The sequence below is a fragment of the Enterocloster aldenensis genome (genome assembly GCF_003434055.1).
Lineage (GTDB): Bacteria > Bacillota > Clostridia > Lachnospirales > Lachnospiraceae > Enterocloster > Enterocloster aldenensis.
Genome location: NZ_QVEX01000004.1, coordinates 60,519 through 81,268 on the forward strand (window position 1 = coordinate 60,519; position 20,750 = coordinate 81,268).

Consider the following 20,750-nt stretch of genomic DNA (forward strand, 5'->3'; position numbering starts at 1 on the left):
CCTCCCTTTCCTCATACTGATTGATTCATACGCGGGGTTCGGATATCATTCATCGTAAATGACGCTGGCCTGTTCATTCTCAAGCAGCTGGTTCACGTCCTCGTCCAATGAAAGCTCAAATGCATTGGTGTAGGTGGTGGTTCCAAGTATGCTGCGGACATTGGCGTATGCGCCGGAGATATTGGGGGCGGTCAGGTCAATTCCGTATTCATCCCGGATTTCATTCAGCACGTCGAATGGATTGGTATTAAAGTATTGGATGAATTTGTTGTTCTGGTCATGGGTCAGTGCTTCGTCATCCCAAAGCGAGGTCCTGATTGGGTCGAATCCTAATTTTTCCCAGATATAGCGGTTGCCTTCCTCGGACAGTTTTGCGTATGCCAGGAATTCCTTTGCCAGGTCCTGGTTGGCAGACTGGTTGGTCACGCTGGTTCCGGTCCCGCCCTGAAGCACGCAGCGGGTATCTCCCTTGTTCCATACAGGAATCTTGTAGATGGCAATCTTGCCGTTTAAGTCAGGGCAGTAATCCGTGAAACGTCCCATGTACCACAGCGGCATGGCGATGGAAGCAACCCCGGCATTATTCAGGTGTCCGTACCATTCTTCGCAGTGGAATTTGCCGCCAGGGGCAACTTCGCAGATACCGGCGTTAATCATCTTGCGTATAAAGGTGATGGCTTCGGCGTGTTCCGGCGTGTCGATGTTTGGCTGGCCGTCTTCGGTCACGTACTGCACGCCTTTTTCCAGAAGCAGGAGCTGGGGAAGGAACAGATCGCTGAGTTCCACTGCGCACATGGGCTTGCCGGTCTTTTCAAGGACCGTCAGTCCTGCATTGTAGTAGTCATCCCAGGTTTCAATGGTCCCGGGGTCAACCCCTGCCGCATCCATGATATCCATGTTGTAATAGCATACGCTGGCGCCCAGATGGAAATCAATCCCGTACTGATTGCCCTGGGAATCCCCGTACATGTTAACGCGGGACATGACAATGTCATCTTTGTAGGGCTCTACCACGTCATTGATGGGCAGAAGGTAATTATCCTTTAAGAATGTGGCGTATCTTCCGATTTCAATGTCAGCAATATCAGGGGCGCCCGTGCCTGATTGGAGGGCTACCAGCAGTTTGGTATGTACGGCTGAGCTTTCGCCTGTGGTCACGGTCAGGTTGATGGGTTTATCCGGATGGGATTCGTTCCATTTGTCCGCCATTTCCGTATAGAAGTTTACATGAAGCTCCTGGAAGGTCCACAGCGCCATCTCGGTTCCGCCGTCCACAAAGGTGTTGGTGCCTGTGGTCCCGCCGCCTGCCGGTTCGGCTGTCTGTGGGGCGGGCGCTTCTGTGGCGCCTGCTTCGGTTTTTGCATTGGCTGCAGGTGCAGGGTCGGTGGTGTTGGTCTTGGAACCGCATCCCATTAATGATGTGCTGACAAGTGCTCCGCATAATAACATACTCAATAATCGTTTCCGCATAATTCCCTCTCCTTTTAAACAGTTATCATCCATTGGAATCAAATTAAAATATAAAATTAGATACACGTGTATTTTGCTAAAGCTAAATCGAAAGGATGTTTTTAAGATTTAGTTTTAAGTTAATATTATTATAATAGATATGTATATAATAGTCAATATATGAGAGGTATAGTTTGATATTTTTGGATATATTGCATATAAAATAGGGTAAAATTCATTTAAAATGACTTATGAATTAATGTTAAAATTAATTCATTAAAAAGGAGGAAAACAAGGATTAATTTGTTTGTAAATTGTACGGACCCAAAAAATGGGGAATAAGTGGAGGGAGGGGAGGCGCGGGATAAGGCTAAGATTTTTTTGGAGGAGTCTGACGGGTATTTTTCCTGCCTTCATGTTTTATCAGGATGGGAGTATGGAAATGATGGGGCGGTAAACAGACAGATGGAAGAAAAGGTATAAGAGATGGAAGGCAGTAAAAGGCAGAAGGCAGTAAAAGGCAGAAGGCAGACAAAAGGCAGAAGGCAGATAAAAGGCAGAAGGCAGACAAAAGTCAGAAGGCAGACAAAAGGTAAAAATCAGTCAGAAGACAGAAAAACGGATGGCTGGCCATCCGTTTTATAGACTATATAGGACAAGGTTTTTCCGCATTTGGAGTAAAGTCCGGCTGGATTTCCGGCAGGGTGACTGTGAAGGTGGTGCCGATTCCCTCCTCGCTTCCAACTGCCACATATCCCTTGTGCAGTCGGACAATCTTATCCACCACGGTCAGTCCGATGCCGTTGCCTTCCGTGGTGTGGGAGGGGTCTCCCTGATAGAAACGGTCAAATATGTGAAGGCGCATGTCCTGGCTCATACCACAGCCATTGTCAATGATCTGGAATACGGTATTGCCCTTATCCTGGTGCAGCTTTATCTTGATTTTCCCCCTGTCAGGGGAGAATTTGACAGCATTGTCAATCAGGTTGATCCAGATCTGGTTTAACAGGTTACGGCTGCCGTGATAGCTGACCTCGTCCATGTCGATGATCAGCTCCAGTTCTTTTTTCTGCCATTTGGATTCCAGCAGGAGAATGGACTGGCGCACCTCCTCGGTCAGGTCAAAGCGTTCCATATCCGATAGTATGCTCATATTCTCAATCTTGGAAAGGTTCAGCACATTGGCTGCCAGCTGGGAGAGGCGGGTGGATTCGTGGATGATGATATCCACGTACTCGTCCCGGTCCTCCTGGGACAGATCCGGGTTTTTCAGCAGCTTCGCGAACCCCCGGAGGGACACGATGGGGGTCTTGAACTCATGGGAGAAATTATTGATGAAGTCAGAGCGCAGAAGTTCGGTATTCTCCAGTTCCTGGGCCATGGAATTAAAACTCTCGGAAAGACGGACGAATTCCTGCGTCAGGTCCAGATGGACCCGCACGTGGAAATTGCCATGGGCCAGCTGGTTAATGGCTTCAATCAGATCCCGGATGGGTCTTAGGGGAATCCGGCTGGCCAGGATGGTCAGGGCCATTCCCACCAGGGCGCTGACCAGGATGATGAATGGAATGGGGCGCCAGAACTGGGGCATGGGGATATCTGCCTGGTACCAGATTTTCAGGTACAGGTACATAAGGGCGCCCTGCAGGGTCATGACTGCAAACATGATGACAAATATGATAAGGGACAGAACCAGGGTGATGGTTCCCAATGGTTTGTGCTTCAGCTTGTGTTTCATAAATGTTTCACCGCCTTGTAGCCCAGTCCGCGTATGGTTTCTATGGTGAATTCCGGATATTGTTCGAACCGTTTGCGCAGCCGGTTGATATGTACGTTAATGGTATTGTCATCGGTTTCAGATTCGATTCCCCATATCTCATCCATGAGCTGGATGCGTGTAAATATCTTGCCGGGATAGGACAGGAGCTTGTACAGAAGGTAAAATTCCTTTCTGGGCAGTGTCTGGACGCTGCTGCCCCTGGTGACGGAGAGGGAATCATAGTCCAGGGTCACGCTGCCTATGGTAATCTTCCGTTCGCTGGCAATCTGCGCCCTTCTCAGCAGTGCGCGTATGCGCAGGACCATTTCCTCCTCATCCACCGGTTTTGTCATGTAGTCGTCCGTTCCGGCCATGAATCCTTTGCGTTTATCCTCGGGCAGCACCTTGGCGGTGACCATGAGGATGGGCAGGTTGTAATCCATGGAGCGGAGGTGTCTGGTCAGTTCGTATCCGTCCATGCCCGGCATCATGATATCCAGCACGGCCAGGTCAATGTGGTGTCTGTCAAGGAGTTTCAGGGCCTCCTCCCCGCTGCTGGCCGGAATTGGGTTGAATCCGTTGCATTTCAGGACGGCTTCCATTAATTTTCTTGTATTCTTATCGTCTTCAGCGATTAAAATCTGAAACATGGCATTAACCTCCATCTGAAATCTATTATACATTTATAGCATCCAAATATAAAGTGAACATGAATAAATCACAGAAAGTTCACTTTTTTTATTGGTGTACAGCCGCTTTTGTTAATGTTCAATTTATCTTCAGGCTTTACTATATGAGACGAATGCAAAATGGTAAAGGAGAGCGACAATGGATAAGAAAATGAAGGTTAGGATAGGAATCGGAGCAGCCATTGCAGTTGCGGCAGTCCTTCTTATGCTGTCAGGAAAGAAAAAAGGACAGCAGGGCCCTATGGGAATGGGGCAGGAGGCCGCGGCAACCATTGTGAAGGCGCAGAAACCGTCCGTAGGGGATATCAGCCTGACCACAGGGCTTACCGGAACCGTGGAACCCTCTGACGTTGTCTATGTATACGCCAAGGCTTCCGGCGATGTAACCAGTGTGCTGGTAAAAGCAGGCGATATGGTGGAACAGGGCCAGGTCCTGTGTGAGATTGATACGGAGCAGGTGGAGACTGCCAGGAATTCCATGGATTCCGCGTCCGTATCCCTTTCCGAGGCCCAGAGCAATCTGAGCAGGATGCAGATATTGTATGCCAGCGGAGATCTTTCGGACCAGGAATATGAACAGTATAGCAATAAGGTCAAGTCAGCCAGGCTTCAGTACGAATCAGCCAAGCTGGCCTATGACAGGCAGGTGGAGTACAGCACGGTCACGGCGCCTATCAGCGGCAAGATTGAAAACTGCGACATAGAGGTCCATGACCGTGTCTCCCAGTCAGCCCAGCTGTGCGTGATTGCAGGGGAAGGGGAAAAACGTGTCTCCTTCTACGTGACAGAACGGATGATGGGAAACATTGCCGTGGGCGACAGGCTGGATATACAGAAGGACGGCACAGGGTATGAGGCATATATCAGCGAAATCAGTTCCATGGTGGATTCCGATACCGGGCTTTTTAAGGTAAAGGCAGAACTGAAACATGCGGACGGCATTGCCACTGGCAGCACCGTGAAGCTGAATCTGGTGACTGAGCATACGGAAAACGCAATGATGATCCCTGTGGATGCTGTTTACTACAGCGGAGGGGACGGGTATGTGTACCTCTACCAGGATGGTGTTGCTGCAATGGTGCCGGTGGAAGTAGGACTCTATGATGCGGAACACGCTGAGATATTATCAGGACTGTCCGCTGACGATTTGGTAGTCAGTACGTGGTCTTCTAATCTGTACGAGGGCGCCAGGATACAGCTGAGGACGGAAGACGGCCAGGGCGCCGGGGCGGATGCCCAGGGCCAGCCAGGCGCGGATACCCCAGGCCAGCCAGGTGCGGATGCCCAGGCGCAGCCGGCCGCAGACAACCGTGCAGAATAGGGAGGCATACATATGGGACTTACAAGATTTGTACTTAAACGGCCGGTAGCCACGGTCATGACCCTGCTCTGCCTTCTGGTGTTTGGTATTTCCTCCGTGTTTTCAGCAACGCTGGAGCAGATGCCGGATACGGATACGCCCATGCTCATTGTAATGGGAAGATATTCCGGAGCAGGTCCGGAGGATATCAACGAACTGGTGACAGAACCCATCGAAGATGAGGTCAGCACCCTGGAAGGCGTGAAGGGCATGTCTTCCTCATCCAGCGACGGACGGTCCATGGTCATGCTGGAATATGAATACGGCACGGATATGGATGAGGCATACAACGACCTTAAGAAGAAGCTGGATAACCTGGAACGCCAGCTGCCTGACGATGTGGATACATCTGTCATGGAGATGAACAACAATGCCAGCACCACCATGATGCTGTCTATTGCACATAAGACAGAGGCAGACCTTTATGATTATGTGGACCAGATAATCGTCCCTGAATTTGAGAAAATCACTTCTGTTGCAGACGTGGAGGCCACGGGAGGTTCCTCCGGGTATATTAAAATCGAACTGCAGTCAGAAAAGATGGCGCAGTATAAGCTGACCATGGACCAGATTAAGTCGGCTATGGGCGCAGCCAACCTGTCCTATCCTTCCGGGGACGCAGTGGCAGGCAATCTGGAACTGTCCGTGACAACATCGGCTGAGAACGATACATTAGATGATTTGAAGCGGGTGCCCATCACCACATCCAGCGGGCAGATTGTCTATATGGAGGATGTGGCCAATGTATACGAGGCAGAGGAACAAAGAGGAGGCATTTCCAGATATAATGGCCAGGAGACCATCTCCATATCCATTTCCAAGCAGCAGAGCAGTACGGCTATGGATGTGTCATCAGCCGTGCAGAAGACCATTGCCGCCCTGGAGGCGGATGATGAGGACCTGAAGATTACCATTGCAAGGGATACGGCGGACAGTATATTAAGCTCCCTTCAGGACGTGGCGGTGACCATGGTCCTGGCAGTCATCATTTCCATGATCATCATTCTCATATTCTTTGGTGACTATAAGGCATCCCTGATTGTTGGAAGTTCCATCCCCACCTCCATCCTGCTTTCGCTGATACTTATGACAAGCGTGGGATTCTCCCTGAATGTCATTACCATGAGCGCATTGGTGCTGGGCGTGGGCATGATGGTGGATAACTCCATTGTTGTTCTGGAGAGCTGCTTCAGGGCAACGGACGCGTGTGAGGACAAGGGACTGCTGGGGTATGCGAAATCAGCGCTGGCCGGAACGGGCATCGTCCTTCAGTCCATCATTGGTTCCACCGTTACCACCTGCGTGGTTTTCATCCCTCTGGTATTTTTGCAGGGCATGACAGGGCAGATGTTTAAGCCGTTGGGATACACCATCGTGTTCTGTATGACGGCATCCCTGTTTTCAGCCATGACCGTGGTGCCGTTAAGTTATATGATGTATAAGCCAAAGGAAACGGTAAAAGCGCCCATGTCCCGCCCGGTGGCCCACCTTCAGAATGCATACCGCCGCATCATGCCGGGGCTGTTAAGGCATAAGGCCGTGGTCATGCTGTCATCGGTGGCCATCATTATTGCCACCCTGGTACTGGCAAGTGGAATGGAGACAGAGCTTATGACATCCGATGACACGGGCACAGTAAGCGTATCCATTGAGACAAGGCCGGGAATCCTGTCGGAACAGGCGGACGAAATGCTGTCCAGGGCCGAGGCAATTGTGGCTGCGGATGAAAATGTGGAGTCCTACATGCTGCGCTATAACAGCAACAGCGGCACCATCACCGCTTATCTGGAAGATGACAGGACCATGGACACGGATGAGGTGGCAAGCCTGTGGGAAAAGGAAATGGCGGACATTGACAACTGTACCATCACGGTAGAGGCGTCCACGTCCATGAGCTTCATGGGAAGGGGCAGGGGGTATGAGGCCATCCTGCGCGGAACCCAGTATGATGAGCTGAAGGAGGTAAGCGACAGGATTGTAAAGGAAATGACGGCCAGGAGTGATGTGGCAAATGTCCATTCCAGCATTGAGAACACGGCGCCTATCGTAACCATTGAGGTGGATCCGGTCATGGCGTCGGCTGAAGGGCTTACCCCTGCGCAGATTGGAAGCATGGTGAGCCAGATGCTGGACGGCATGGAGGTCACCACACTGGATATTGACGGACGTGAGGTCAGCGTGATGGCTGAGTATCCGGAGGAGGATTACAGGACCGTGGACCAGGTGAAGGGCATCATCCTGACCAAGCCTTCCGGCGGTTATGTGGCGCTTACGGATGTGGCTGAGATATATTTTAAAGACAGCCCGGCATCCATTTCCAAAACCGATAAATCCTTTGAGATTACGATTACGGCTGACTATACCGGGGGAAATGTGAAATCAGTGATTGACAGTGAGGTAATCAATCCCAACCTGTCAGGCACGATCACCACCGGGGTCAATTCCAGGGATAAGATGATGCAGGAAGAATTCTCGGCGCTCTACAAGGCCATTGCCATTGCCGTGTTCATGGTATTCGTGGTCATGGCAGCCCAGTTTGAGTCGCCCAAGTTCTCTTTCATGGTCATGACCACCATACCCTTCAGCCTTGTGGGCTCCTTCGGCCTGCTGAAGGTGACCGGCGTGACCATCAGCATGACTTCCCTGCTGGGCTTCCTGGTCCTGGTGGGAACGGTTGTTAATAACGGTATCCTCTATGTGGACACGGTGAACCAGTACAGGATGACCATGGACCTTAAGACTGCCCTCATTGAGGCGGGGGCCACCAGGCTCCGTCCCATCCTGATGACCAGCCTGACCACCATCCTGTCCATGATTCCAATGGCCCTTGCCATTGGCAGCAGCGGTTCCACCACCCAGGGACTTGCAGTGGTCAATATCGGAGGCCTGACAGCCGGGGTGCTGGTGGCATTGTTCATCCTCCCGATTTATTATGCGGTCATGAATGGCAATAAGAAACGGGTGGTTCTTGATATATAGAAGTACCGGGAAGGAAAGGTGAGTACATGACAGGTAGAATGAATGCAGGTTGGGGGATGGCTGGGGAGAATGCGGCAGGAAAGCGTGTAATAGGAAAGCTCGTGGCAGGTATCCTTATGTGCATCGCGGTTGCAGCGTCGTCGCCCTCCGTTTCCCTGGCGGGAAGTCCGGAATTCGCGTATACAGCGGAGCAATGGGCCTCCTTCCGGGATAATAAACTGGAATTTGATGAGATTATATATCTAATCCACGAATACAATAACACGGTCATCCAGAACCAGATAGAGTATAAGGAGTACAGAGGGGAGACGCGGGACGACATTTCCCAGGATTATTACGATGCGGCGGACGATGTATACGGAGCCATGGATTATCCTGACTCAAGTGATTCCGATTTTGCCAGCAGGCTGTCCTCCTATCTGAACAGCCAGATCCAGGTGGATAAGCTGAGGGAGCAGGGCGATGATAATGTGGATGATGGGGAGATTAAGAAGTTAGGATACGACCAGACAGAAGCCACCCTGGTGAAGCAGGCCCAGACCTCCATGATTAATTACTGGACCCAGGCATATACCCTTATGAACCTGAATGAGAGCAAGGTCCAGGCCCAGCTGGCCTATGACTCCACGGTCACGAAGTTAAACGCAGGCATGGGCACCCAGGCGGATGTGCTTTCGGCAAAAGAGTCCGTGTCCTCGGCAGAAGCCGCCATCCTGTCAGCCCGGACCAGCCTTGATAAGACCAAGGAAGAATTGTGTCTAATGCTGGGCTGGACCTATGGGGCGGATGTGGAAATCTGCGATGTGCCGGAGCCGGACATTGCCGGAATCAGCGCCATTGACCTGGAAGCAGATATCACAAAAGCGCTGGAGAATAACTACAGCCTGAAGATATTGGAAAAACAGATTGGTCATGCGGTCAGCACCTCCAACAGGGAAAGCCTGGAACAGTCCTATAAGAACCAGAAGGAGGTTGCTGCAAACAGTGTGAAGACCGCGTACCAGGACCTGATACTGGCAAAAGAGGATTATGTGCAGGCCCAGCAGTCATATGAATCAGAGAGCAGCACCATGGCAGCCGCGGACAGGAAGCTTCTTGCAGGCACCATGACGAGAAATGATTACCAGAAACAGAAGTCCTCTTTTACGACCGCAGAGGTAAATGTCCGCACAAAGAAACTGGCGCTTCTGACAGCCCAGGTCAACTATGACTGGGCCGTGGACGGCCTGGCATCCGTATCATGACAGGGGCGGGAATCAGAAAGGAGGAGACAGGAAGATGAAGGGAAAATATTGGCTTTTGTCAGGCATGATGTCCCTCACCTTGGCCCTGTCAGGTACATTGACGGTCCTGGCAGAAGGGACGGATGCGGAAAATACGGCGGATGCAGAACATACGGCGGATGCGGAACATACGGCGGATGCAGAAAATGCAGCAGATACGGAAAATGCAGCAGATACGACAGATACAGGGGTATCCATGGAAACTTCTGCGGCGACACAGAGAGCCGCATCCCAGGAAATCACTGTGGAATACGGCAATCTGCGCACTCTTTTAAAAGAAGGCAACCTGACCCTTAAAAAGACCATAGAAGACCAGGAAGATTCCGTCAATGCGTATCAGGAAATGTGGGACACCATGAAGTGGGAACAGGATAACCTGGAAGATAAGGCGGAGGAAATGGAAGATGACGCGGACAGCAAGGGAATGGAGACAGCCGCCCTTTACGCCTCCAATGCCTCCATGCTAAAATCTTCTGCCAAACGTATCTATAACCAGATAAAGAACCTGACAGATGAAAAGAGCACCAGAAGCATTGAGAAATCTGCGGACTCCTATACCTACACGGCCCAGACCCTGATGAATTCCTACAATCAGATGGCCAGCAATGTTAAGGCCACGGAAAAAAGCGTAAATGCCCTGGAAGCTTCTTACCAGTCCCTTGTCAGGAAAGGCCAGGCGGGAACCGCCACACAGGCAGAGGTACAGGAGGGGCAGAACCGTCTGGAACAGGCCCGCACATCCCTGGCCTCCCTTAAGGAACAGGAAAAGCAGCTGCGGTTTAAGCTGCTTAACATGCTGGGGCTGGAGGACAGTGGATCGGTATCCATCGGAGCCATACCCGAGCCGGACCTGGCCGCCATCGGGGCCATTGACTTTGAGAGCGATAAGAATAAGGCCATTGGCAATGACTCCAATGTTCAGAACCAGCGCCACTCAAAAGCCGTCAGCACAGCGGAGATGAACCAGAGGTTCAGGCAGGTGGACGAGGCAGAGGGAACCGCAGAAGCCTCCATTACCGCTGCCTACCAGGAACTCCAGGCACGGCTTTTACAGTACCAGGCAGCGCTGGAATCCTATACAGGCGCGGAACTTGTTTACCAGTCCCAAAAGCGCAGGCAGGCGGCAGGCATGCTGTCCAATACGGAATATCTCCAGGGAGAGGCGGACTATGCGAAAAGTAAGGCCGCGAAGGAGACTGCTTCCATGAACCTGGTCCAGGCTTATGAATCTTATTGCTGGGAAGTGAAGGGGATTGGGTAATAGGGGGATTGCATCACACCTGCTCCAGCGAGTCCGTAATATGCCGCGCCGGTATCCGTACGGTGACCTCGGTCCCCTTTCCCAGCGTGCTGGTAAAGGAAAGCCCGTACATTTCCCCATACAGGCTTTTGAGCCTGAGGTTTGTGTTATAAATCCCGATATGCCCGGGGGAAGCCTGCTGCTTTACCCCGGCATCCATATGGGCATGTACCATGTCATGCATCAGGGTATCCAGTTTTTCAGGCGGTATGCCTGCCCCGTCGTCAGAGATGATGAATCCGATATCATCCCCTGACTTCCATCCGGTGAGCAGGATACTGCCTTTTTTCTGTTCCGTTGTCATGATGCCGTGCAGGAATGCATTTTCCACAATGGGCTGGAAGGTGAGCTTGGGGATGGTGTAATCATAGAGTTCATCCGGCACATCCATCACAAAGGTGACGCAGTTGTCATAGCGCATGTTCTGCAGCCTGATATACAGGCTTACATGCTGCAGCTCCGTCTCAATGGAGTTCATGAGCCCGTTGCGGCTTAGGGTCAGCTTGTAGAAACGGGACAGGGCCTGGATGGCCTGGGTTACCTCCTGGTTCCGTCCGGTCTGGGACAGCCAGTTTATCATGTCCAGGGTATTGTAGAGGAAATGCGGATTGATCTGGGCCTGCAGTGCACGGAATTCAGCGCGCCGCAGATTGTCCGCCGCCTCCTTCTGGCTGTCCATGAGAAGCCCGATTTCCTCTGTCATGTAATTGTAGGTGTCGGCCAGCACGCCGATCTCGTCACAGCCAGTGTCCCCGATGTCCAGGGGCTGGGGGCGTCCGGTGCGCACCTTCTCCATCTGCAGGGCAACGGTTATGATACGGTCCGCTATGGAGCCGGACAGCTGAAAGGAGATGTACATGGCAATCGCTGTAAAGAACAGGTAAATCAGCGCAAAATGTGTCATCATGTCCCGGCCCGCGTCCGTGATATGGAGGGCTGGAATGACGGAAACCATAATCCAGTCCGTGTCCTTGATGGGAAAATAGGCCGCATAGGCGGAACTGTCCATAAATGAAACCAGGGAAAACTCCTTTTCCGTGCCCATGCGTGAGCTGAATTCCGAATGGGGCATATAGTACATCCCGGCCAGGGCCATGTCTGAGGCAGAGACAATCACATCCCTGCTGTTGATGATGAACGCGGCCTCATCCATGACGGTTGCATCCTTGCTGAGCACATTATCAAAGGAAGTCCTGGAAAAATAAACTGCTATATAGGCAGAGGCGCTCCTGGAACTGTCAATGGCAGGTTCGCTGTCCGAATATGGAATCCGCGTGATATATGCAAGCCGTCCGTTCTTCTCCGCCTCGCTGGGGGACAGGTACAGTTCAGGACACAGCAGGGAAGTGCTGTGGGAGGTGCTGTAAATCCCGTACCAGTAGCTGCTGGATATTGTGGACATGGGCTGGAACAGGGCTTGATTGAGCTGGTTGTATTGCTGCAGGTCGCCGTAGGCCTGGTCATCATAGTATATTTTCACATCCGTAATCAGGGATGCGTCCGTTATGCTGCGGGCCAGATGGAAGAGGCTGCTCATCCTGGAGGAGGAGATTGTCTTATCCTTTGCATCTTCTATGGGGATACGGAACACGTCCTGTACAAACAGGGAGTTGGTGATTGTATCAGAGGATGAGGACACGTGGGATATCAGGTTCTCCAGGGAATTGACGGTCTGGGCGGACAGCACCTGCTCGGACCGGATGCTGTCCTTCATGACAATGTCATAAATGCGCAGGAAAAAGAAACCTGACAGCACTGCGGTGGGCAGCAGGATCAGGATGATATGTGATATGACCAGTTTCGTCTTCAGCCGCATATCATAGGTATAGCGGTGGATCAGACGTCGGATCGGATTTTTCATTAAAGCATCTTCTCCCTGTATTCAGAAGGGGACAGCCCCACGATTTTTTTAAATGCCTTGCTGTAATAATTGCCGTCGCTGTAGCCCACCTTGGAGGAAATGTCTGCTATCTTATAGCGGGGATCGCTTAAGAACTGCTTGGACATCTTGATCCTGTAATCCGTCAGGTACTGGTTTAAGGTCTGGCCTGTTTCATTTTTAAATACCGTACACACATAGCTGGGTGACAGATGGACGTGTTCGCTTACATCCGGCACAGACAGGGAGGGAGCGGCATAATTCTGCTGGATGAATTCCTTGATTTGGAACACCACGGGATTCTCACCCTGGCTGTCCTCCAGCTGTTCAAAGAACTGCCTTACCTTGGCGCACAGCAGGTCGTGAAGTTCCTTCAGGGTCGCGCAGCCCATGACGCCCTCCCAGATGCTTTCCGTGTTCAGCCCCTCTTTCTGCCACAGGGATATGTAATTGTTCATGCCGTGTTCATCCAGCTTGCTTAAATACCTGTAATAGATGTCCTTGACCTGGCTTGGGCCCAGCACATCACTTGGCACAAATGAACGGTAAAGCTGTCCTGCCAGCTTAAGCGCCTGCGCCTCCTGCTTTTCGGCCAGGGCCATGGAGAACTCCAGCAGCACGTCGGCCGGGGGATGGAAGGGGACATTTACCGTGTCCTTGTCCAGGATGAACCCATATTCATGGAAGAAACTCTGTTTTAAATGCTCCTTTGCTTCCATATAGGAGATGTGCGCCCGTTCCATGCCGCTGACCACCGGACCCACGGAAACAAAGAAACGGGAGATTTCATTCAGCTGTCCGGACAGGAAGACGGCGCAGTCATGAATGAGCTTTTCCTCCTGCCGGGCCTCGGAATACAGGAATATGATAATATACCGGTCCGCCCTGACAAGGTACATCTGTCCTATCCCCTTGTCCGCCAGCATGCTGCTGAAGGCGTCCCTGGCCTGATCCATCCTGTTTTCAGGAAGCAGGGTGACAGGTGTCAGGCTGTCCAGGATGAGGGCACAGATGCAGGTGGAGGAGGTGATGGGAAGTCCAAGGCTCCCAACCAGGCTGACTGCCTCACAAAGACTTTCCGGCTCCGGTTCGGTCAGCAGGAGGGTGAGATGGCCCAATTGCTCCTTTTCATGGCTTCTGGAGGCAGCCAGGCGTGTGCTCATGGTACGGCGTGTTTCCACGGCCTCGCCCAGGGCCAGTTTAAGTTCCTTCATGTCCAGGGGTTTTTCCACATAACTCACAGCCTTCAGCTTGATGGCGGCTTTCAGATATTCCTTATCTGAATAAGCGCTCATGAAAATAATGACAGTGCCTGGATTGGCAGCCAGGATCTGCTCCGCCATCTGAACGCCGTTCATCCGCGGCATCCGTATATCCGTAAGCACGATGTCGGGTAATTCCTCTAAAGCGGTTTCCAGGCCGTGGACACCGTCATCAGCCAGGAATACGCCGGATATCCCAAGCGCCTCTAAATCCAGGCTGTCCCGTATGCCTTCCCTTGTCAGCTTCTCATCATCAGCAATTAAAAGTTTCATCTATATCAACGTCCCTTTCTATCGGTAAACCCATAATTATGGCTTATATCATTATTGTAACAAGAATTCGGCAATTTGCAATGAAAATAGACAAAATCCCCTGTTAGGTATATACTGGAAAAAGAAATTCATTGAAGGCGGTGGCGAAGATGAAGGGCAGGCATGGTGTATGGATACTGGCTGTGATACTGATGATGGCAGGAATCTTTATAAGCTCCTGTTATGGGACGCAGCTTCACGACAAGGGGACCTATGCCATTGTCATGAAATCCAGGGATAACTGGTACAATGAGCTGGCCAGCCAGGGATACCGCAGTGTCATAGAGGATGCAGGCAAAAACTGTCTCACCCTGTATCCGGAAGAGGCCACGGCCCAGGAGCAGGTCCGGCTGATCCGCAACCTGATCCATGAACAGGTGGATGCCATTGCAGTGGCTGCCAATGATGTGGATGCTCTGGCGCCGGCCCTCAGGGAAGCCAGGGAAAAAGGCATATCCGTGATTACCCTGGATGCGGATGCACAGGCGGACAGCAGGAGCATTTACATTAAACCGGTAGACGCAGAGAAGCTGGGGCGTGCCCTGGTGCGTTCGGCCTGTGAGCTATGCGGGGGCAGCGGCCAGTGGTGCATCCTTTCTGCGGGCAGCCGTTCCGCCAACCAGAATGAGTGGATGTACTGGATGAAAAAGGAACTGGAAGAGGCAAAATATAAGGATATGCGCCTGGTGGACATTGCTTTTGGGGAAGGCGTATATGATAAGGCTGCAAAGGAAACCGAGCGTCTGCTAAAGAACTACCCGGATGTGAAGGTCATCTGCAGCCTGTCCACGGAAGGAATCAAGGCAGCGGCGGACGTGGTAAAAAAACAGGGAAAAGAAAAGACGGTCAAGGTAATAGGCCTGGGCCTGCCCAGCCAGATGGCGGAATACATCGGCGATGGGGAAGAGGATATATGCCCTATGATGTACATATGGGATCCGGTGGAGATGGGAAAGGTGGCGGCCTTGGTGTCCATGGGGCTGTGGTCCGGGGACATAGAGGAACAGCCGGGGGAGGACATCCTTCTGGACAATGGCAGGACATACAGGATAGACACGGGATATGACGGCGGTCTGGAAATCATATCCGGGGAGCCAATCCGCATTGACAAGGACAATATTGAGTACTGGGAAACCCGGTTATAGGTAAAGAATGTACAATTTTACGCCATTTAAAAAGATATTACCATAGAATTGTAATTGCCTGCATGCTATGATAAGGATGTAAAGAAAAAGAACGGTATACAGAAGAAAAAATGGAAATATACTATACGGAGGTGAATAAAGATGAAACATATACTTGTAAAATTTGACCAGGCAGACCAGATTATTAATTTCGTCCGGATCATCAACCGCTATTCATATGATGCAGATGTAAAATGCGGCAGCCGTGTGGTTGATGCAAAGTCAGTGGTTGGTGTGTTATCCCTGGCAAAGTCCAAGACAGTGGAGCTGATTCTTCATACAGATGAATGCGACGCGCTTCTGGAAGAAATCGCTCCTTATGCAGCATGACTTAACATGAATCCCCATACTTAAATACAGACACTGGAAACAGGCGCCGGCCGGCTGCGGGATATGCAGCGGTCAGGCGTCTTTTTAATATGGAAGGAGGATATCCCAACCCCGGCCTTTTTATACCCCGGGGAATATTTTACCTTCCCTTTACGAAAGTTTTATCAAACAATGGTATCTCTTAGTTTGCCAGGATGTGACAATGGACAGGAACCTGCCAACAGGCCTTTGTACGGAAAAAAGTACAAAGACCTGCCGGGCATTTTGCACTGACAGGGGAAATCGGGAATTGGGTACGGGTGCAGGACGGATGATGGGATCCTGTAGAAAAAGTACCAGGCAATTCAGAGGGGGCCGGAAACAGGGTCCCGGGAAGAAGGGGAGAAATGGCAAAACCATTGGAATACGAGATAAAACGGATATATGCCAGCCTGCGCAAATCCGAACAAAAGGCAGCGGACTATTACCTGGGGTATGACGGACCGGCGGAGACAATGTCCATTGCGGCCATGGCCAGGGCGGCCGGGGTCAGCCAGCCCACCGTGATGCGGTTCGTGAAAGCCCTGGGACTGGAAGGCTTTAAGGAATTCAAGTACCAGGTCCTGAAGGCGTCCATGGGCGGTAATGGCAGTGGAACGGGAGAGGAGGGCGGCGGGCGTTCAGAGGATGTCCTGCGGTATGGCTACGAGATATCCGCCCAGGACCGGCCGGAGGAAGTTCCCGGGCGCGTGGTGGCCCAGTCCGTGTCTTATCTGGATGATGCGTTAAAACATATATCCCCGTCATCCATCAACAGGGCGGCTGAAATCATCTGCGGCGCCAGGCAGATTGCCGTCTACTACGTGGAAAATTCGGCCTCTGTTGCAGGGGACCTGGTCACAAAGCTTATGTATCTGGGGTTTAACTGCATCATGTACAACGATATCTATCTCCAGCATATAAGCGCCGGCAATCTGGACAGCCGGGATGTTGCAATCGGCATATCCTATTCCGGTTCATCTAAGAATACGGTGGACGTGATGAAGCTGGCGAAAAAGAAAGGGGCTGCCACCATTGCCATCACGAATTTTGAACATTCGCTGATTGCGGGATATGCGGATATCCTGCTGTGTACCAGCAGCCAGCAGCTCCTGTATGGCAATGCCATATTTTCCCGCATGTCCCAGACCGCAGTGGTAGACATGATATACATGGGAATCATCCTCAGGGACTATGGACATTTTACAGGAAAGCTGGATGAGAGCAGCCGGATCATACGCAGGCAGGCATACTGAGGGCAGCCGGATCATACGGAGGCAGGCATACCGGGGCGTGGTTGGAAATCCATTCCCGCCTGATTAAAAAGAAGGTTTTGTAGAAAGACTACAAGCCTTCTTTTTTTCCATTTTGCGGCTTTACCATCCCTTTACAAAGGACTTACATGGATCTTGTTGTATCCGGCCGGGCGGTTGTGTTTTAATGTGGGTGTTTAGAAGAACGGTTTGGGCAGATTGAAGGAGGGCATTTATGCTGGAATTGAAACATATCAGGAAATCATTTGACGGAGTAACCATATTGGATGACATCAGCCTGACAATCGGGGATGGGGAAATCGTATCCATCCTGGGTCCGTCGGGATGCGGGAAAACCACCCTGCTGAACCTGATTCTTGGAATCACGGATGCAGACAGCGGGCAGATGGTGTTCCAGGGACGGGACATCACCCGGGTTCCCATGGAGGAAAGGGGATTTAACATTGTATTCCAGGATTATGCGCTGTTCCCCAACCTTAATGTATATAAGAACATTACATACGGGCTTAAGAACCGGCCGGGGATTTCCACGGATCAGGAGGTGGAGGAGTTCATTGACCTGTTTGGGCTCAGGGAACATCTGTGCAAACGGATTGACCAGCTGTCCGGCGGGCAGAAGCAGAGGGCGGCGCTGGCCAGGACCATGGTCATGAAGCCCAAAATCCTGCTGCTGGACGAACCCTTAAGCGCCCTGGACGGGGTAATCAAGGAATCCATTAAAGAAAAAATCAAGGAGATTGCAAGGGGATTCAAACTGACCACGGTGATTGTTACCCATGACCCGGAGGAGGCCCTGACCCTTTCCGACAAGGTGATGATTGTGAATAAGGGGGGCATTGCCCAGTTTGGCAGACCGGAGGAAATCATAGGCAGGCCTGCGGACCGCTTTGTGGAGGAATTCATCCTAAACCAGCTGGTGATAAAAAAGAATAATATTTTCTCCCTGTTCCAGAGGGAACCGGCTGCCCGCGTAATCATGCAGGCAGGCTGACCGGTAAATGATGGGAGGTTTGACAATGAAGACTATGAAAGAAAGGGAGATTAAGGGCATTTACGCGCTGGTTACCGGTGTTTTCCTGATATTCCTGCTGGTTCCCATCCTGCTTCTTTTGGGTAAATCCTTTGAGTACCAGGGAGGCATTGCCCTGTCGCATTATGCGGATGTGCTTACCGGAAAGGGATTTGCAGGAGTATTTGCAAGGAGCGCGGCAGTGGCGTCCCTCAGCGCGGTGGTGACCACAGTCCTGGCATTCATCCTTTCCTATACCATCCATTACACCAATGTCCCTGGGGGACTGAAGGGGTTCATACGCCTGGCGGCCGTGATTCCCATGCTGCTTCCCACCATCACATATGGATTCGCCATCATTTATTCCTTTGGGAAACAGGGGCTTCTGACCAGGCTGCTGGGACGGCAGCTCTTTGATATATACGGATTCTGGGGACTGCTTTTAGGGTATGTGATTTACACCCTGCCGGTTTCCTTCCTGTTGATATTTAATTCCATGGGTTTTATTGACAAAAAGTTCATGATTGTATCCAGGATCATGGGGGACAGCCCGTTTTCCACCTTCCTTGGGACCGTAATCCGGCCCCTTCTTGGAACCCTGGCCGCTTCTTTTGTACAGTGCTTTTTCCTCTGCTTTACGGATTACGGCATCCCGGCATCCGTGGGAGGGAGGTATGACGTGGTGGCTTCGGTGCTTTACAATGAAATGCTGGGGAGCGTGCCGGATTTCAACCGCGGGGCCGTGGTGGCCATGTCCATGCTGGTGCCGTCCGTTGTGAGCATTTCCCTGCTTCATTACCTGGAGCGCTATAATATCCGATACAGCCGTATTTCCAATACGGAAATCCGCAGGGGCAGGTTCCGGGACGTGTCCTGCGGCGCGGCGTCCTGTGCCATCCTGGCCAGTGTCCTCAGTGTGTTTGCCGTCATATTCGTGGTACCCATGGTACAGGAATGGCCCTATCAGATGGATTTCACATTCAGCCATGTTTGGGATGTGTTCCGGGACTCCTCCCTTGTGGCCGTATACAAAAACTCCATCCTGGTTGCGGCCCTGACCGCCCTGACCGGCTCCCTGATTGTGTACGGGGCAGCCCTTGCAACTGCCAGAAGCAGCCTGGACCAAAGGCTTAAGGACATCATGGAAAGCATTGCCCTGGTGACCAACACCATACCTGGCATGGTAATCGGCATCGCGTTCCTGTTCACCTTTTCCGGGACCCCGGTGCAGAATACATTTTTCCTCCTGGTCATCTGCAATGTGGTGCATTTTTTCTCCACGCCATACCTGATGATGAAGAGCACCCTTGCAAAGATGAACGCGACCTGGGAAACAACCGCCCTGCTTATGGGGGATACCTGGTTCAGGACCATCCTGCGCGTGGTCACGCCCAACGCCGTGTCCACCCTGCTGGAAGTATTCAGCTATTACTTTGTCAATGCAATGGTAACGGTCAGCGCCGTGATTTTCATCGCAGGAGCCAGGACCATGGTCATCACCACGAAAATAAAGGAACTGCAGTATTATACAAAATTCAATGAGATATTTGTACTCTCCATCCTGATCATGGTCACGAACCTTGGGGCCAAGGCGCTGTCCGGCGCGTTAGCAGGAAGAGGGGAACATATAAAAAAGAAAAGAGGAACGTTCATGAAAAAGTGGAAAAAAGCAGCAACCCTGGGAATGACTGCACTGATTGCAGCGTCAGCCCTCACATTAACCGGCTGTTCCGGCAGGGAAAAACAGGTGGTAATCTATTCCAATGGGGATGATGAGGCCATAGAAGCCATGAAACATGCCCTGGACAGCAATGGATTTGAAGGAAAATACCTGCTCCAGTCCTTTGGGACCTCTGAGCTTGGCGGCAAGCTGCTGGCAGAGGGGACCAACATAGAGGCGGACGTGGTCACCATGAGCTCCTTTTACCTGGAAAGTGCCCAGGACCAGAACCATATGTTTGCGGACCTTGCCTTTGACGCCGGGGCAATAGAGGAATACCCTTCTTACTACACGCCGATTACAAAGCAGGAGGGCGCAATCATTGTCAACACTGAGATGATGAAGGAACATAACCTGGCCATGCCTGCCTGCTTGAAGGATTTGTCAAAGCCGGAGTACGGAGGTCTTGTTTCGGTAACCGATATCAAAAGTTCATCCACCGCATGGCTGCTGATGCAGGCCCTTATCAGTGAATACGGCGAGGACGGCGCGGGGGAAGTGCTTGCCGGTATTTACAAAAATGCAGGCCCGCATATTGAAAACTCCGGTTCAGCTCCCCTTAAGAAGGTGCGTGCAGGGGAGGTGGCCATTGGATTCGGCCTTCGCCATCAGGCCGTGGCAGATAAGGCCCAGGGGCTGCCGGTAGACTATGTGGACCCCTTGGAAGGGAACTTCTCCCTGACCGAATCCGTGGCAGTGATTGATAAAGGCGGCAAGACCAGCCCGATGGCCCAGAAGATGGCTGAATGTATCATTAAAAACGGAAGGGCGGAATTGATTAAAACATACCCCCTGCCGGTTTATGAAGGGGAACAGGGGGATCCTGCCAATATGTCCGCCTATCCAAAGGTATTTCCCCAAAAGCTGACGGTGGACCTGCTGAAACAGCATCAGGACCTTTCAGAAAGCTGTAAATAACCACAAACAAGAGGAAAGAGGAGCA

The 20,750-nt window shown here is 51.6% G+C and carries 14 protein-coding genes; 9 read left to right on the forward strand and 5 right to left on the reverse strand.

Annotation, left to right across the window (positions count from 1 at the left end; genetic code table 11):
• Positions 1–45: 45 nt before the first annotated feature.
• From DWX59_RS10370 to DWX59_RS10380, 3 genes are all read right to left on the reverse strand, one after another.
• Complete coding sequence (locus DWX59_RS10370; RefSeq protein ID WP_235845000.1) at positions 46–1,470, reverse strand: ABC transporter substrate-binding protein; 1,425 nt, start codon at positions 1,468–1,470, stop codon at positions 46–48.
• A gap of 625 nt (positions 1,471–2,095) precedes the next feature.
• Positions 2,096–3,187: a HAMP domain-containing sensor histidine kinase gene (locus tag DWX59_RS10375; RefSeq protein WP_117558768.1), complete on the reverse strand. Its 1,092-nt coding sequence runs from the start codon at positions 3,185–3,187 to the stop codon at positions 2,096–2,098.
• A complete protein-coding gene (locus DWX59_RS10380; RefSeq protein ID WP_117558770.1) occupies positions 3,184–3,858 on the reverse strand; it encodes a response regulator transcription factor in 675 nt (224 codons plus the stop codon). The genes DWX59_RS10375 and DWX59_RS10380 overlap by 4 nt, the downstream gene beginning before the upstream one ends.
• Positions 3,859–4,036: 178 nt before the next feature.
• Here DWX59_RS10380 and DWX59_RS10385 point away from each other — a divergent pair, with 178 nt between their 5' ends.
• Genes DWX59_RS10385 through DWX59_RS10400 form a run of 4 tightly spaced genes read left to right on the forward strand, consistent with a single transcriptional unit; the run spans position 4,037 to position 10,780 of the window.
• Positions 4,037–5,218, forward strand: a complete 1,182-nt coding sequence (locus tag DWX59_RS10385) for an efflux RND transporter periplasmic adaptor subunit (protein WP_117558773.1) — start codon at positions 4,037–4,039, stop codon at positions 5,216–5,218.
• 12 nt (positions 5,219–5,230) lie between these two features.
• Positions 5,231–8,236, forward strand: a complete 3,006-nt coding sequence (locus tag DWX59_RS10390; RefSeq protein WP_117558775.1) for an efflux RND transporter permease subunit — start codon at positions 5,231–5,233, stop codon at positions 8,234–8,236.
• A gap of 56 nt (positions 8,237–8,292) precedes the next feature.
• Positions 8,293–9,480 carry a TolC family protein gene (locus tag DWX59_RS10395; RefSeq protein ID WP_409337932.1) on the forward strand — a complete coding sequence of 396 codons (1,188 nt, stop codon included), beginning with the start codon at positions 8,293–8,295 and terminating at the stop codon, positions 9,478–9,480.
• A gap of 34 nt (positions 9,481–9,514) precedes the next feature.
• Positions 9,515–10,780: a TolC family protein gene (locus DWX59_RS10400; protein ID WP_117558777.1), complete on the forward strand. Its 1,266-nt coding sequence runs from the start codon at positions 9,515–9,517 to the stop codon at positions 10,778–10,780.
• Between the two features lie 13 nt (positions 10,781–10,793).
• Here the strand turns inward: DWX59_RS10400 and DWX59_RS10405 are convergent, their stop codons facing one another.
• Together DWX59_RS10405 and DWX59_RS10410 are read right to left on the reverse strand one after the other, a co-directional pair.
• A complete protein-coding gene (locus DWX59_RS10405; RefSeq protein WP_117558779.1) occupies positions 10,794–12,680 on the reverse strand; it encodes a sensor histidine kinase in 1,887 nt (628 codons plus the stop codon).
• Positions 12,680–14,233, reverse strand: coding sequence for a response regulator (locus DWX59_RS10410; RefSeq protein WP_117558781.1), 1,554 nt, complete (start codon positions 14,231–14,233; stop codon positions 12,680–12,682). The genes DWX59_RS10405 and DWX59_RS10410 overlap by 1 nt, the downstream gene beginning before the upstream one ends.
• Positions 14,234–14,382: 149 nt before the next feature.
• Here DWX59_RS10410 and DWX59_RS10415 point away from each other — a divergent pair, with 149 nt between their 5' ends.
• From DWX59_RS10415 to DWX59_RS10435, 5 genes are all read left to right on the forward strand, one after another.
• Positions 14,383–15,417, forward strand: coding sequence for a substrate-binding domain-containing protein (locus tag DWX59_RS10415; RefSeq protein ID WP_173906069.1), 1,035 nt, complete (start codon positions 14,383–14,385; stop codon positions 15,415–15,417).
• A gap of 141 nt (positions 15,418–15,558) precedes the next feature.
• Positions 15,559–15,786 carry an HPr family phosphocarrier protein gene (locus DWX59_RS10420; RefSeq protein WP_117558783.1) on the forward strand — a complete coding sequence of 76 codons (228 nt, stop codon included), beginning with the start codon at positions 15,559–15,561 and terminating at the stop codon, positions 15,784–15,786.
• Positions 15,787–16,172: 386 nt separating this feature from the next.
• Positions 16,173–17,060 (forward strand): MurR/RpiR family transcriptional regulator, encoded by an 888-nt coding sequence (locus DWX59_RS10425; protein ID WP_117558785.1) that lies wholly within the window; start codon positions 16,173–16,175, stop codon positions 17,058–17,060.
• Between the two features lie 232 nt (positions 17,061–17,292).
• The gene (locus DWX59_RS10430) at positions 17,293–18,069 is read left to right on the forward strand and encodes an ABC transporter ATP-binding protein (protein ID WP_117558787.1); all 777 of its coding nucleotides are present in this window, start codon (positions 17,293–17,295) and stop codon (positions 18,067–18,069) included.
• A gap of 25 nt (positions 18,070–18,094) precedes the next feature.
• Positions 18,095–20,725, forward strand: a complete 2,631-nt coding sequence (locus DWX59_RS10435) for an ABC transporter permease subunit (protein WP_117558789.1) — start codon at positions 18,095–18,097, stop codon at positions 20,723–20,725.
• Positions 20,726–20,750 lie beyond the last annotated feature (25 nt).